Origin of the sequence: Pinirhizobacter soli (assembly GCF_015905305.1) — a bacterium.
Taxonomy (GTDB): domain Bacteria; phylum Pseudomonadota; class Gammaproteobacteria; order Xanthomonadales; family Rhodanobacteraceae; genus Pinirhizobacter; species Pinirhizobacter soli.
This window is the reverse complement of record NZ_JADZLQ010000001.1, coordinates 2,060,503-2,074,010: the sequence shown is the minus strand read 5'-3', so window position 1 is coordinate 2,074,010 and position 13,508 is coordinate 2,060,503. Positions and strand designations below refer to the sequence as shown.

Annotated in this window: 13 protein-coding genes; 5 read left to right on the top strand and 8 right to left on the bottom strand. The window is 64.5% G+C overall.

What is annotated here, in order from left to right; all coding sequences use genetic code 11:
* The first annotated feature begins 23 nt into the window (after positions 1-23).
* The 3 genes from NDK18_RS09210 to NDK18_RS09200 all read left to right on the top strand — a co-directional run bounded on the left by NDK18_RS09210 (position 24) and on the right by NDK18_RS09200 (position 3,094).
* Complete coding sequence (locus tag NDK18_RS09210) at positions 24-1,220, top strand: amino acid aminotransferase (protein WP_250624580.1); 1,197 nt, start codon at positions 24-26, stop codon at positions 1,218-1,220.
* 108 nt (positions 1,221-1,328) lie between these two features.
* Positions 1,329-2,240, top strand: a complete 912-nt coding sequence (locus tag NDK18_RS09205; protein ID WP_250624581.1) for a recombination-associated protein RdgC — start codon at positions 1,329-1,331, stop codon at positions 2,238-2,240.
* Between the two features lie 89 nt (positions 2,241-2,329).
* Positions 2,330-3,094: a M48 family metallopeptidase gene (locus NDK18_RS09200; protein WP_250624582.1), complete on the top strand. Its 765-nt coding sequence runs from the start codon at positions 2,330-2,332 to the stop codon at positions 3,092-3,094.
* 4 nt (positions 3,095-3,098) lie between these two features.
* Here the strand turns inward: NDK18_RS09200 and NDK18_RS09195 are convergent, their stop codons facing one another.
* From NDK18_RS09195 to NDK18_RS09165, 7 genes are all read right to left on the bottom strand, one after another.
* Complete coding sequence (locus NDK18_RS09195) at positions 3,099-3,479, bottom strand: hypothetical protein (protein WP_250627578.1); 381 nt, start codon at positions 3,477-3,479, stop codon at positions 3,099-3,101.
* A 105-nt stretch (positions 3,480-3,584) separates the two neighbouring features.
* Positions 3,585-4,586, bottom strand: coding sequence for an alpha/beta fold hydrolase (locus NDK18_RS09190; RefSeq protein ID WP_250624584.1), 1,002 nt, complete (start codon positions 4,584-4,586; stop codon positions 3,585-3,587).
* A 2-nt stretch (positions 4,587-4,588) separates the two neighbouring features.
* Positions 4,589-6,454: a M1 family metallopeptidase gene (locus NDK18_RS09185; protein ID WP_250627577.1), complete on the bottom strand. Its 1,866-nt coding sequence runs from the start codon at positions 6,452-6,454 to the stop codon at positions 4,589-4,591.
* Positions 6,455-6,512: 58 nt separating this feature from the next.
* Complete coding sequence (locus NDK18_RS09180) at positions 6,513-7,055, bottom strand: hypothetical protein (protein ID WP_250624587.1); 543 nt, start codon at positions 7,053-7,055, stop codon at positions 6,513-6,515.
* A gap of 77 nt (positions 7,056-7,132) precedes the next feature.
* Positions 7,133-7,900 carry a bifunctional demethylmenaquinone methyltransferase/2-methoxy-6-polyprenyl-1,4-benzoquinol methylase UbiE gene (gene ubiE, locus NDK18_RS09175; protein ID WP_425502738.1) on the bottom strand — a complete coding sequence of 256 codons (768 nt, stop codon included), beginning with the start codon at positions 7,898-7,900 and terminating at the stop codon, positions 7,133-7,135.
* Positions 7,901-7,949: 49 nt separating this feature from the next.
* Positions 7,950-8,897, bottom strand: coding sequence for an aldo/keto reductase (locus tag NDK18_RS09170; protein ID WP_250624588.1), 948 nt, complete (start codon positions 8,895-8,897; stop codon positions 7,950-7,952).
* Positions 8,898-8,963: 66 nt separating this feature from the next.
* Positions 8,964-11,087 (bottom strand): TonB-dependent receptor family protein, encoded by a 2,124-nt coding sequence (locus tag NDK18_RS09165; protein ID WP_250627576.1) that lies wholly within the window; start codon positions 11,085-11,087, stop codon positions 8,964-8,966.
* 102 nt (positions 11,088-11,189) lie between these two features.
* Between NDK18_RS09165 and NDK18_RS09160 the strand changes: the two genes are divergently transcribed.
* Positions 11,190-12,032, top strand: a complete 843-nt coding sequence (locus NDK18_RS09160) for a class I SAM-dependent methyltransferase (RefSeq protein ID WP_250624590.1) — start codon at positions 11,190-11,192, stop codon at positions 12,030-12,032.
* A gap of 6 nt (positions 12,033-12,038) precedes the next feature.
* Positions 12,039-12,575, top strand: a complete 537-nt coding sequence (locus NDK18_RS09155) for a pseudouridine synthase (protein WP_250627575.1) — start codon at positions 12,039-12,041, stop codon at positions 12,573-12,575.
* Here the strand turns inward: NDK18_RS09155 and NDK18_RS09150 are convergent.
* A complete protein-coding gene (locus tag NDK18_RS09150; protein WP_250624592.1) occupies positions 12,572-13,369 on the bottom strand; it encodes a TatD family hydrolase in 798 nt (265 codons plus the stop codon). The two genes, NDK18_RS09155 and NDK18_RS09150, sit on opposite strands and share 4 nt — an antisense overlap.
* Between the last annotated feature and the right edge of the window lie 139 nt (positions 13,370-13,508).

Here is a 13,508-nt window from a genome sequence, read left to right as displayed (position 1 = left end):
CAGCTGCCGAAGGCTTTGATTCCATGACCCCGTTCACCCATGTCGAAATGGCCCCCCGCGATCCCATCCTGGGGCTCAATGAGGCCTATGGCAGCGATACGCGCGAGCACAAGGTGAACCTTGGTGTAGGCGTTTACTACGATGCCGACGGCCATGTGCCGCTGCTGCGCGCCGTGCGTGCGGCCGAAGAGGCCCGCCTGGGACATCTCACGCCCCGGGGATACCTGCCGATCGACGGCATTGCCGCCTACGACGCGGCGGTGCAACGCCTGCTGTTCGGCGCGGAGTCACCGCTGATTGCCGAGCGACGCGTGGTGACCGCGCAAGGCCTGGGCGGCACCGGCGCGCTGACGGTAGGCGCGGATTTCCTCAAGCACCTCAACCCCGCCGCACCCGTTGCCATCAGCAGCCCCAGCTGGGAAAACCACCGCGCCTTGTTCGAGGCGGCCGGCTTCCAGGTAGTGAACTATCCCTACTACGACGCTGCCAGCCACGGCCTGGATTTCGCCGGCATGCTGTCGTCGCTGTCGGGGCTGCCGCGTGGCGCCGTCGTCGTGCTGCACGCCTGCTGCCATAACCCCACGGGCGTGGACCTGGACACCGCGCAGTGGCGCCAGGTGGTGGACGTGGTGCGTGACAAGGGCTTGTTGCCCTTCCTCGACATCGCCTACCAGGGCTTTGGCGATGGCATCGAGGAGGACGCCGTGGCGGTACGCCTGTTCGCCGACGCCGGCGTGCCGATGCTGGTGGCAAGCTCGTTCTCCAAATCGTTTTCGCTCTATGGCGAACGCGTGGGCGCGCTTTCCATCGTGGCGGCGAGCCACGAAGAAGCCCTGCGCGTGCAGTCGCAGGTCAAGCGCGTGATCCGCAGCAATTACTCCAACCCGCCCACCCACGGCGCCTCGGTGGTGTCGGCGGTGCTGCATTCAGATGAACTGCGCGCCATGTGGCACGAGGAACTGGGCCAGATGCGCGGTCGCATCCGCGCCATGCGGCTGGGCTTGGTCGAGCGCCTGAAGGCCGCCGGGGTGCAGGCGGATTTCGACTTCATCGTGCGCCAGCGCGGCATGTTTTCGTATTCGGGGCTTTCCGCAGCCCAGGTCGACCGCCTGCGCGAGGAATTCGCCATCTACGCGGTGGGTACCGGGCGTATCTGCGTAGCCGCGCTCAACGACCGCAACATCGACGCGGTAGCCCAGGCCATCGCCGCGGTGTCCTGAGGCGGCACGCAAACCCTCAAGCATCCCAGTCTCTTCCCGCGCGAGACCCGCGGGAGGCAGCGGGTCGGTATCATTCGTCGTTTGCCCACGACGCAATCCAAGGCATCCATGTTCTTTCGTAACCTGACGCTGTTCCGCTTCTCCGCCACTGTTGCCAACGACCTGGAAAAACTCGACGAAGCCCTGGCCGAACACCGCCTTCGGCCGGTAGGTCCGCTGGAGATGTCCACCCGGGGCTTTGTCTCCCCGCTGGGCCGTAACGAGGAAGCCCTGACCCACGTGGTGAAGGCCTCCACCCTGGTGATGGTGGGCAGCGAGGACAAGCTGCTGCCGTCTTCCGTGGTCAATGACGAACTGCACAACCGCGTGCAGAAGATCGCCGAGGAAGAAGGCCGCAAGGTGAACGGCCGTGAGCGCAAGCGGATCAAGGACGACGTCCTGAACGAACTGCTGCCGCGGGCCTTCGTCCGCAGCTCCCGCCTGGCCGTCTACGCCGATCGCAAGCACGGCTGGCTGGTGATCGATAGTTCCAGTCGCAAGTCGGCCGAGAACGGCGTGACCCAGATCCGCGAGGCCCTGGGTAGTTTCCCGGCCGTGCCGCTGGCCCCTGAGGAATCCCCCCGGGCCCTGATGACCGACTGGCTGGCCACCGGCAACCTCCCGGGGGGCCTGACCCTCGGCGACGAGGTGGAGCTCAGGGACCCTGCCACGGCCACCGGCGCCATTGCCCGCTGCCGCCGTCAGGACCTGGAGTCGGAGGAAGTCCGCGAACACTTGCGAAACGGCAAGCAGGTGTTCCTGCTGGGCCTGACCTTCGATGACCGGATGACCTTCGTCCTGGGTGAAGACCTGGTAGTCAGGAAGCTGAAGTTCCTCGACGTGGTACTGGACGAAATGGGCGATAGCCCCCACGATTCACCTGCGGCCGAGATGGATGCCCGCTTTGCCCTGCTGACGCTGGAGCTGGAGCGCCTGTTGGGCAAGCTCGACGAATGGTTCAAGCTGCCCCGCCCGGATTGATCGGGCGGCAGGGAACTTCAGTCGCAGCATCCGCGACGGCCGTGGTCGAAACTTATCGGCTCCACGGTGGCAACGGGTAGACAACGGCGATGTTCGAACAGGGCGACTGGCTTGAATTGCCTACCTCCGGGGGGGCAACGATCCGCGTGCTGAAATCGGTGCATCCGCGTGCCCGTCGATTGCGCCTCACCGTTACTTCCAAGGGCGCGCGCATCACCTGCCCGCGCGGCACGCATCCTTCGCAGGTCAGCGCCTTCCTGCGCACCAATGTCGACTGGCTCGAACGCAAGCTCGACGAACTCAACCTCGATGCCGAACGGCTGCCGGCGCTGCGCGTGGGCGTGCCCACCACGTTCCCGTTGCGCGGACAGGAAACCGACCTCTTCTGGGCCGATGGCCCTTATCCCCGCATCGAGCACGCGGGTGAATCACTCACCCTGGTACTACCGCGGCCGGGCAGCCGCGCCTTGCCAGTAGCGCGGGGACTCATCGCCTCGTTCCTTGAAGCACAGATCCGGCGCGACGTCTCGCGTTGGCTCGCAACGCTGGTGCCGCTGGTCGGTGCCGCGCCCACGGGGCTGCGCATACGTCCGCTGAAGAGCCTGTGGGGAAGCCTGGACGCACGCGACCGGGTGAACCTTGACCTTTCGCTGGCGCTGGCGCCACCTGCGGCGCTGCGCTACGTGCTGGTGCACGAGCTGTGTCACCTTCGCCAGCGCAACCACTCGCGCAAATTCTGGGCCTGGGTGGAATCCATCACTCCCGACTGGCGCGAACAGCGCGACTGGCTGCGTGCGCATGGTTCGGGGTTGAAGGCCGAGCTCGAACGGCTGGTGGCGGACGTCGCCGATTGATGCGCTAGAAAGGCCAGTCCCAAGGCCGGTGCCATGGATACGAGGTATCTGAGCGGGCGACGGCCGTAGCGGTGTGCATCGTCAAAGCGCGTTGATCTTCAAGGCACAGGTTGGATCCTCGTTCGAAACCTTCGTGGTAAGCATCCGAGGTTACCCGGTCGATGTAGTTGCGGACGATGATTATCAGGGTGCCAATGCCTACCAAATCAATAGCCAGATGGCGAAGAATGTTCATGCCGCTCCGTGCATGGTTGCGAACATTCTGGATGTTGTAGGCATGCGTCGGTTGGTCAGCCCCGTTGACCCAACTGTCGTTCGCCGTCGGATGCGGAACTGTCGTTATATAAACCGTGCTGTCGACGTCGGCCGCGAAAGTGATTGGCATCTTGATCCCAAGGTTGCACCGGAAGGCTCGAGGCTTGTGCCCTCTCCGAAGAGCAACATCGTATCGGGCGGGTGACGGTGGCGCTTGCAGCCACCGCCCACCCACTTAATGCGCCATCACGAATCCCGTGATCACCTTGGCGAAATCATCCGCCTTCTCAATCTGCGGCATGTGGTTGCAGCCGTTCAAGATCGTAGTGCTGATCGCCTTGGCGTTGGTCAGTCCGTTGCGCAGGGTATCCAGTGCCGAGATGTCGATCACCTTGTCCTCGTGGCACCACAGGCCCAGCACCGGCACGGTGAGTTTGGGTAGCCGTGAATCCAGCGCCAGCGATTGCGACTCGGGCTTCAACTCATCGAACGTGTGCTCGATGAAAACGCGGTTGTCCTTGTTCTGTTGCACCAGGGCATCGGCGATGCGGCCGGGTACCTTCGGCGGGTTCAGGAACACCAGTTTCAGCATCGCCTCGAAACCCGCCCGGTCGTCGAACACGAACGGATCCTTGCCGTTGAGCGCCGCCTTGGAGAAGTCGTTGGGTTTGAAGGTCAGGCCCAAGGCATCCATCAGCACCAGGTTCGACACGCGTCCCGGATGATCCGCGGTATAGGCGCCGGCAATCGCACCGCCCATCGAATGCCCGACCAGGGTGAAGCCGCGCAGGCCCATGCGATCGAAGAACGTATCCAGCCGTGCCACCTGGCTGTCCACGTCGTACCGGCCGCCTTCCACGCGAGAGGAATCACCCCAGCCGGGAAGATCCGGGGCGATCACGTGGAAATTCTTGGTCAGTTCCTTGGCCGAATCCAGCCACACATCCTTGTTGGCGGCAAAGCCATGCAACAGCACCAGGGTGGGGCCGTTGCCGCCTTCGTAATACGACCATTTCGTGTCGCCGGCCTCGATGCTGTGCGTGTCGAGGTTGGCCGCCATCGCCTTGCGCATCATGTCCATGCGCAATAGCCATTGCGGCTCGAACAGATAGGCGAAGGTGAAGCTCAGCGCCAGTACGCCGACGATGCCACCGATGAACTTCAGGCGGCGATAGAGCAGGCGCTTCCATAGCGGTCGCGGATCGTTGGAAACAGGACGGGGACGAAGACGTGACATGGTCAGGTGGCCTTGCCCGGGTGGGCTTTCGCCTTGGCGAAGATGCCTTCCACCGCTTTCTGCGTCATCGGGTGGTAAGCGGGCTTGGCCTTGGCATAGATGCCTTCGGCGAAGGCGAGTCCATCGGGCGTGGCGGCGAAGGCACGGTACACGGGGGTGGTCAGGTACAGACGGCCGATACGCTGCATATGCTCGCCTGCGGCGTTCCACACGGCCTTGTCGCCCGCGGCAATGGCGTGGGCATACCAGCGCATGCCGATCTCGGCGTTGGGTGTGCCGGTGAGATGCCAGGCGGTGTCGAGTTCCTGCATCTTGGTCAGCGGCGGTGCGTCGGGCAGGCGGTCGAGGAAGTACATCCACTCCTGGGTATTCCAGGTCTTCGCATCGAGCTTGTCGGCGCCCAGGGTGCCATCAAGGAAAGCGGTGCGTTCTGCGTCGATGTTGTCGAAGCGCGCCACGGTGGGCAGCGGGGCATCCTTGGGGACGCCGGGTTCGTAGACCCAGGCGCGCACTTCGGCCACGCTCATCTTGCCGGGGTACTTATCCAGCAGGTTTGTCTTCATGTAGGCGAGCATCGTTTCGGTATCGATGCTCTGGAAGGCGAAGTGCGCGAAGTAGCCCTTGAGGTAGGCATCGAAGTTGTCGCGGCCGAAGCGCTGCTCGAGTGTGTGCAGGAACCACGAGCCCTTGTCGTAGGCCACGTCCGTGAGTGCGTCGTCGGCACCGACAGCGCGTGGCGAGGGAGTCAGCTTCTGTGCGTTCACTGGCATCTTGGCCAGGCCTTTTTCCAGCGCCCGTGCAGACAGCAGGGCTTCTTCGTCGGCCTGCGTCTTGCCATACACCGCCTCGGTGATGCGGCCCTGCACGTAGGTAGTGAAGCCCTCGTTCAACCAGATGTCCCGCCAGGATGCGCTGGTCACCAGGTTTCCCGACCACGAATGCGCAAGTTCATGCGATACCAGCGACACCAGGCTCTTGTCGCCCACCAGCACCGTGGGCGTGGCGAAGGTCATGTTGGGGTTTTCCATGCCGCCGAACGGAAAGGAAGGCGGCAGTACCAGGATGTCGTAGCGCGTCCAGGCATAGGGACCGTAGAGCTTCTCGGTGGCTGCGATCAGCTTCTCGGTATCCTCGAACTCGTGTGCGGCCTTGGCGACCACGCCAGGCTCGGCATACACGGCGCTGCGCGGGCCCGTCTCGCGAACGTCCAGGCCGCCGGCGGCGATGGCCAGCAGGTACGACGGGATCGGATGCGGCTGGTCGAAGGTGAAATCGCCATCGAGCGGGTGTTTGGCGTCGTTGATGGCGCTCATCAGCACGCGCACGCCCTTCGGCGCGGTGATGTGCGCGTCGTAGGTGAAGCGGATGGCCGGGGAATCCTGCAGCGGCACCCACGAGCGCGCATGGATGGACTCCGACTGCGAGAACATCAGCGCCTGCTTCTTGTCGGCGGTCTGCTCAGGTGTGAGCCACTGCAGGCCCGAGGCGGTGGGCACGGTGGCGTAGGTGATGCGTACTTCAGCCGGGTGCTTTGGCGCCGCGATGGTGAGTTTCTCGCCCAATTCCTTGTCGCTGGCCGCCAGGGTGAATTTAAGCGGCGAGACGGCGCCGCCGGCGCCCAGCGCCTCGACCTTGGCGATTTTCAGGTCGCGGGTGTCCAGTACCAGCTCCGGCGCCTGGGGGTCCTTCCAGTCGAGCTTCAGCGTCGCGGTGCCGGCCAGGGCCTTCTGGTCGAAGTCGACCCCGAGGTCCAGGTCCAGGTGGGTGACGCGGACCACCGACGGCTGGGCGTAGGAATAGGGATCCGCGGCAAAAGCCGACAGCGGCAGCGCGAACGCGGCAAGCGCGACGGCGGGCAGGTAACGCATGGTGAGGCTCCGGGGATGGGGCTGAAACCCGGAGTATGCCACCACGCGCTGGGGCGGTTCAGGTGCCGGAGGGCCCGCCCCGGTTGCCAAGCCGCCGAGACAGGGACTGCATCAGGTCTGTGCTCGCGCCATGTTGAGAAGCACTTCCCGCGACCCGCACTATGCGCCGCCGCAGTTCCTCCCTGCACACTTCCGGCCGGTGACCAAGCCCTGCTTCCGAAATCGGCCGCTTCGTCCGGTCACGGTTCAAAGGCATGGAGTCTTGCGCGATGAGTGCGGCCGCACCGTCTGGTGTCGACACGAGCGTATCCATATCGAGGTAAGTCGACCGCCCGAAGTCGATAGCGTCGCCAAGAAGCTTCAGCGCTTCGCGTTCGTCAGGACCAAGCTCTCTGTCTGTTAAGGAATCACGATGCTTGCGTCCGAGAGGTGACGTCTCATCCTTGTCCAGGTAAAGCCACCCAGTTCGCGTATCGGCGTCGTTGTTGGTCACCGATATGGGTGTCTGTGGCATCGGTGTGCAAGGTTGGTCACCCGCCACCGCCTTGAGATCGGCAAGGGTGATTGGCGGCAGGGGGATTTGCGTTGGAGTCTTGATCACGACGATGTTCCGATGCGAAGAAGGCGCATCGTCACCCGAGCCCCGCACGCGTGCTTTCAGCTATCGCGCAACCGTGTCTAGAACTTGTAGGCCCGATGGATCGCCACGATGCCGTTGGACAGGTTGCGTACTTCCACGCGGCCGAAACCCGCGCGTTCCATCATCGCCTTGAGCGTTTCCTGGTCGGGATGCTTGCGGATCGATTCGGCCAGGTATTGATAGCTGTCGGCGTCGCCGGCGAACAGCTGGCCGAGTTTCGGCAGCACCTTGAAGGAATGGAAATCGTAGAGCTTGCTGAAGAGCTCGCTCTTGACCTTGGAGAATTCCAGTACCAGTGCGCGGCCGCCGGGTTTGAGGATGCGGCACATGTCGGCCAGTGCCTTGTCCTTGTCGGTGACATTGCGCAGGCCGAAGGCGATGGTGACGGCATCGAAGCTATTGTCCGGGAAGGGCAGGGCTTCGGCGTTCATCTGCGCCCAGCGCAAGCCGGCCACCAGCCCCCGATCGGTAAGGCGGTCGCGGCCCACGCCGAGCATGGCGGCGTTGATGTCGCCCACCACCACTTCACCCTCATCGCCGACCACGGGCTTGAGCAGCGCGGCAATATCGCCCGTGCCGCCAGCCAGGTCCAGTACGCGGTCGCCACGGCGCACGCCGCTCACGGCCACGAAGTGGCGTTTCCACAGGCGATGGATGCCGAACGACATGAGGTCGTTCATCAGGTCGTAGCTGCGCGCGACCGAGGTAAACACCTGCCCGACAAGGGCCTGTTTCTCGCCGACGGGAACGTCGCGGAAGCCGAAATGGGTGGTCGGGGGCGGGGTCGGATCGGTCATGGCGAGCATGGTAACCGATCCGGCCCTTTGGGCCCCGGGATTGACGCCTGCGATGGCCCTAGCTGGCACTGGCCTGGTCGAGCAGGCTGATGTCTTCCCCAGACAGGTTCAGCTCCGCTGCTCGGGCGATCTCGCCCAGTTGCTCCACGGTCGTCGCGCTGGCGATCGGTGCAGTGATTCCCGGGCGGGCCATCAGCCAGGCCAGGGCCACCTGTGCCGGCTTGCCGTTGTGCCGGCCGGCGACTTCGTCGAGGGCGTCCAATACCTTCCTGCCGCGGGCGCCGAGGTATTTCTTCACCCCGCCACCGCGTGCGGCGCTCTTGGCCAGATCCGCTTCGCTTCGGTACTTGCCGGTCAGGAAACCGCTAGCCAGCGAGTAGTAACTGATGACCCCGACGCGCTCTTTCAGGATCACCGGCTCGATATGCCCCTCGTAAGCCTTGCGATCCATCAGGTTGTATTCCGGCTGCATCGACTCGTAGCGCGGCAAGCCTTCGGACTGAGACGTTTTCAGTGCATCGGCGAAGCGCTCGGCGCTGTAGTTGGAGGCACCGATCACGCGCACCTTGCCCTTCTGGATCAAACCGGCGAAGGCGTGCAGGGTCTCGGCCAGCGGGGTCTTCGGATCATCCTCGTGGGCCTGGTACAGGTCGATGTGGTCCACGCCCAGGCGGCGCAGGGAATCGTCCGCTGCCTCGTTGATATTGATCGGCGAAAGCCCCGGATGCTGCTGCCACTTGGCCACCTTGGTGGCGATCAGAACCTTGTCGCGTTTGCCGCTGGCCTTGAGCCACTTGCCGATGATGGTTTCCGATTCGCCACCCTTGTTGCCCGGCACCCAGGCCGAATAGGCGTCGGCTGTGTCGATCAGGTTGAAGCCGTGGTCGACGAAGGCGTCGAGCAGGGCGAACGACTGCTTTTCATCCGCGCTCCAGCCGAATACGTTGCCGCCGAAGGCGAGCGGGGCGACTTCCAGGATGGACTGGCCGAGCTTGCGCTTGTTCATGGAATGTCCCTCGCACATGGCAAAAACGGAAGCTTGCCATGCGCGAGGTCGAAGCGGCGTGTGCGTTCAATCACGCCAGCGCAGATCCACGCCGACGAGGAACGTGCGACCCGGCGCGGGCTCGTAGTAACGGCCATTGCCGTCGTTGACGATCACCGAGCCTACATAGGTGCGGTCGAAGGCATTGTCCACGCGCGCGAAGCCATGGATGCGCCAGTGCTCACGGTCGATCACATAGCCGCCGGATACGCCTACCGTCGTATAGGCCGGTGCGTACTCGCTATTAGTGTCATTCACCGGCGTCTTGTCGTTATAGGTGGCGTCCGCGCCGAACTGCCAGCCGGTATCGGCGCCCCACGCCAGGGCGGCATAGGCGTAACTTCCCGGCACACCAGGAATCCCCGTCCCCGCGGCCACCGGCGTATCCGGACGTGAACAGCCGGCGACGACGCAGGTCAGGAAGGGTGAGCGGAACGTCGCCTGCACGCGCGTATAGGCCAGGCTGAGCTTCAGGCGATCCGCCAACTGGGTGGAGAGCGATGCCTCGAAGCCCTGGCGGCGCGAGCGGTCGATGTTCTGGTAGGTGGTGCGTCCGCCCAGGTTGGTGGCCACCGCCAACTCGTCCTGGCTGTCGGAGCGGAACACGGTGAATTCCGCACGCGTGCTGTCGGAGGGCCGCAGCTTGATGCCCACTTCGGTGCTTCGGGTGTGTACCGGCTGCAGATTGAAGGCCAGTCCCGGGCCACCGTCGTTACGGTATCCGAGCTCGGAGAATGTCGGAGTCTCGAAGCCCTTGCCGTAGTTGGCGTAAAGATGCACCGACGGGCTTGCACTGAACATCACGCCTGCCACCGGCGTGGTCGCGCTGTAATCCTTCGAGCCGCTGTCGTCAGGATTGCCAGCAGTTATGTAGCGGTCGTCGGAATTGAATTTCACCTGCGAGTGGCGAACGCCGCCCATCACCGTCCAGCGGTCGGCCAGCTTCCAGGTGGCCTGGACGTACTGGTCGAAGTCGAACACGCGGTCGATCTCGTCGCGGCGCAAATCGCCACGCACGCCGAGGATGTCGCCCACGTAGTCGTTGTAGCCGGTGCGGTGCTGATGCTGGTTGTCGTAGGTGGCGCCTGCAGCAAGCTCGAAGGGCCGATCGGCGAAGTCGCCCGACCACGTCCAGCGAGCGTCACCGCCGCCGTACTGATTTGAAAGATCCACCACGCCGCCCGAGTTCCCCGGCTGGCTGGCCTGCGTGGCCTTGGGTATCGACAGGTACTGCAACACGTTGCGGTCGCCGTAATAGCCCATCACCCGCAGGCTGTTGTGTTCGTCGATCGAATCGTCGAACACCAGGCCGCCCTGGGTCTGGTTGACGGTCTTGCGCGTGTTGTAGGTGTCCGCCACCGAGGTGGCCTGGCTGGGGTCGGCCTTCCACTGGCTTCGGGTGAGCCCGAGCGGATCCTGCGCGAAAGGAACATCCAGCGTATTGAGCACCAGGGTCAGGCGCTTGCCGTCGTCGATCTGCCAGCCAAGCTTGGCATTGCCCGATTCGCGCCGCGCAGCACTATGGTCGCGGTAACCGTCGGTGCGGAAATGGGTGTAGTCGATGTTGTAGTCGAACGTGCCGTTCTTGCCGCGGGCTCCGACGTCGGCGCGCAGCATGCCGTTGCTGCCACCAGCCAGGCCCGCGCGCAGTTCGTCCGGTTGCCCACCGTCGGCGGTGAACAGTTGCACCACGCCGCCCGAAGCATTGCCGTACAGCGCGGAGAACGGACCGCGCAGCACTTCCACCCGGTCGGCCGAGCCTAAGTTGAAATGGGAAACCTGGCCCTGGCCATCGGGCATGCTGGCCGGGATGCCGTCGGTGTACAGGCGCACACCGCGGATGCCGAAGGTCGATCGCGCGCCGAAGCCACGGATGGAGAGCTGCTCGTCCTGGGCGTAGTTCTGGCGATCGCGGGCAAGGATGCCGGGCACGCTGGCAAGCATCTCGGACAGGTTCACGTTGAGCGCGCCATCGGGCGGCGCCGGGACCACGTTGATGGTGGCCGCCACGTCATAGGGGGACTGCGCACTGCGTGTGGCAGTGACCACCACCGGTTCCAGGCGCTGGGGCGGCGGAATAGTGTCGTCGGCATGGACAATGCCGGCGATGCCGCAGGCCACCAGGGCCGCGTGAATCGTGATGCGCTTCAAGGAAGGTAATCCTGCCCCGGGGGAAGACCGATTATGATGCCTTTGCCCACGATGGCCCACCCTGCCGGCCGGCCGTCGTCCCACCCCCACCGATGGATCGCCATGAAGACTCTCGCCGCCGTTTTCGCCGCCTGCGCGCTCGCCGCCGCGCCGCAGGTTTTTGCGCAGCCGGAAGACCAACCGGCCACCGCCGTACCGCCGACCTCTGCCGGGCAATTCACCACCGGCCAACTCGATACCGTGCTCGCCGGCAGCTGGCGCTCGCCAGCCAACAAGGCGCGCGACACTTACCGCCATCCAAAGGAAACCCTCTCCTTCTTCGGCCTGCGCCCCGACATGACGGTGATCGAGATCGCCCCGGGCGGCGGCTGGTACACCGAGGTCCTCGCCCCGCTGCTTCATGACAACGGTCATTACATTGCCGCGGTGATCGGGCAGGGTGAAGGCAAGGAGATGTCATCGCTCAAGGCACGCGTGACCAGCGATCCCGCCCATTTCGGCAATGCCCAGGTGGAAAGCATCGATCCGAAGGCGCCCAAGCTAGGCGCGCCAGGCTCCGCCGACATGGTGCTGACCTTCCGCAACGTGCATAACTGGACCGACGACGGCACGGCGCCGGCGATGTTCAAGGCGTTCTTCGACGTGCTCGCCCCGGGTGGCGTGCTGGGCGTGGAAGACCACCGTGCCGCCGACGGCGCCGACCTTGCCAAGCTAAAGGACTCAGGCTACCTGCCCACGGCCTACGTCGTGAAGCTCGCCACCGACGCCGGCTTCAAGCTGGCCGGCTCCAGTGAAATCAACGCCAACCCGAAGGACAGCAAGGACTACCCGAAGGGTGTGTGGACCTTGCCGCCCACCTATGCGCTGAAAGACCAGGACCGCGCCAAGTACCAGGCCATTGGCGAGTCCGACCGCATGACCCTGCGCTTCGTCAAACCGCGCTAAAGGCCCATGCTGCTGGCACTGAACAAGCCTTATGGCGTGCTGTGCCAATTCGTCGACCGCGAGGGTCGCCCGACCCTCGCGGACTTCGTCAGGCAGAAGGATATCTATCCTGCAGGACGGCTGGACCACGACAGCGAAGGCCTGCTGCTGCTTACCGACGACGGTGCCCTGGCCCACCGGTTGACCGATCCGAAGCACAAGGAAGCCAAGACCTACCTGGTGCAGGTGGAAGGCCTGGCTACCGACGATGCGCTTGAACCTTTGCGCCGCGGCATCACGCTCAACGACGGCCCCACGCTGCCGGCAGGTGCCGAAGTGATCGACGAGCCTGCATGGCTTTGGCCGCGCGATCCGCCGGTGCGATTCCGCAAAACGATCCCCACCAGCTGGGTGGCGATCACCCTCCGCGAGGGGCGCAACCGCCAGGTCCGCCGGATGACGGCCGCTGTGGGACTACCCACCCTGCGCTTGGTGCGCGAATCGATTGGACCTTACCGGCTGGATGGCCTGGGCCTGGGCCAGACACGGGTATTGAAGGGTTAACCCAGGCGTTCGAGCCCGAAGAACAGCTCGGCCGTCCGCGTGCTAGCCGCGGCGACGGCGAGGGCATCCTCGCCACGATCACGCGCCACTTCCTCGCAGATGTGCTTCAAGAACATCGGTTCATTGCGGCGGTGTGACGGCGCCGGTTTCACCGTGCGCGGCAACAGGTAGGGCGAATCGGTCTCCAGCATCAGCCTGTCGGCGGGGATCAGCTTCACCAGCTCGCGCAGGTGGGTGCCGCGCCGTTCGTCGCAGATCCATCCGGTCATGCCGATATGGCAGTCCAGGTCCAGGTAATGGCGGAGTGCAACGCCATCGTCGGTGAAGCAATGCACCACCGCGGCCGGAAGCCGGTCGCGCACGGTACGCAGCAGGGCGATGAAGTCGTCGTGGGCATCGCGCTGGTGCAGGAACACCGGCATGTGCAGGTCCACCGCGATGGCGAGCTGGCGCTCGAACACAGCCAGCTGTACGTCGCGCGGTGAATAGTTTCGATGGTAGTCCAGCCCGGTTTCGCCGACGGCGACCACCTCGGCCTGGGTGGCCAGCTCCCGGAGTTGCAGATCGGTCGCGTCGTCGTAATCCACGGCATGATGCGGATGCACGCCTGCGGTGGCATAAAGCACCCCGGGACGTCCGCGGGCCAGTGCCAGGGCATCGATGCTGCCCTGCAGCGAGGCGCCGGTCACCACCAGCCGGGACACGCCCTGGTGGGAGGCCCGCAGCAGCATGTCGTCGAAATCGTGGCGGAACGACTCGTGGGTAAGGTTGGCGCCGATGTCGATCAGGTTCATGCGGATTTCGTGCTGCGCTGCGACAGGGCCGGCCATTATTCCACGTCGGGGTACGGCCGGCATTCATGTAGGCGGCGCGTTTCGCAATTTCGGAAAGCCTGTTTCGCAATTCGCTGGCGGAACTCCCGGAGTCTGAACG

What these genes read in the sequence shown, in the direction of transcription:
- NDK18_RS09210 (WP_250624580.1), top strand. Translation starts at nt 24, where the DNA reads ATGACCCCGTTCACCCATGTCGAAATGGCCCCCCGCGATCCCATCCTG.
- NDK18_RS09205 (WP_250624581.1), top strand. Translation starts at nt 1,329, where the DNA reads ATGTTCTTTCGTAACCTGACGCTGTTCCGCTTCTCCGCCACTGTTGCC.
- NDK18_RS09200 (WP_250624582.1), top strand. Translation starts at nt 2,330, where the DNA reads ATGTTCGAACAGGGCGACTGGCTTGAATTGCCTACCTCCGGGGGGGCA.
- NDK18_RS09195 (WP_250627578.1), bottom strand. Translation starts at nt 3,479, where the DNA reads ATGCCAATCACTTTCGCGGCCGACGTCGACAGCACGGTTTATATAACG.
- NDK18_RS09190 (WP_250624584.1), bottom strand. Translation starts at nt 4,586, where the DNA reads ATGTCACGTCTTCGTCCCCGTCCTGTTTCCAACGATCCGCGACCGCTA.
- NDK18_RS09185 (WP_250627577.1), bottom strand. Translation starts at nt 6,454, where the DNA reads ATGCGTTACCTGCCCGCCGTCGCGCTTGCCGCGTTCGCGCTGCCGCTG.
- ubiE (WP_425502738.1), bottom strand. Translation starts at nt 7,900, where the DNA reads ATGCTCGCCATGACCGATCCGACCCCGCCCCCGACCACCCATTTCGGC.
- NDK18_RS09170 (WP_250624588.1), bottom strand. Translation starts at nt 8,897, where the DNA reads ATGAACAAGCGCAAGCTCGGCCAGTCCATCCTGGAAGTCGCCCCGCTC.
- NDK18_RS09160 (WP_250624590.1), top strand. Translation starts at nt 11,190, where the DNA reads ATGAAGACTCTCGCCGCCGTTTTCGCCGCCTGCGCGCTCGCCGCCGCG.
- NDK18_RS09155 (WP_250627575.1), top strand. Translation starts at nt 12,039, where the DNA reads ATGCTGCTGGCACTGAACAAGCCTTATGGCGTGCTGTGCCAATTCGTC.
- NDK18_RS09150 (WP_250624592.1), bottom strand. Translation starts at nt 13,369, where the DNA reads ATGAACCTGATCGACATCGGCGCCAACCTTACCCACGAGTCGTTCCGC.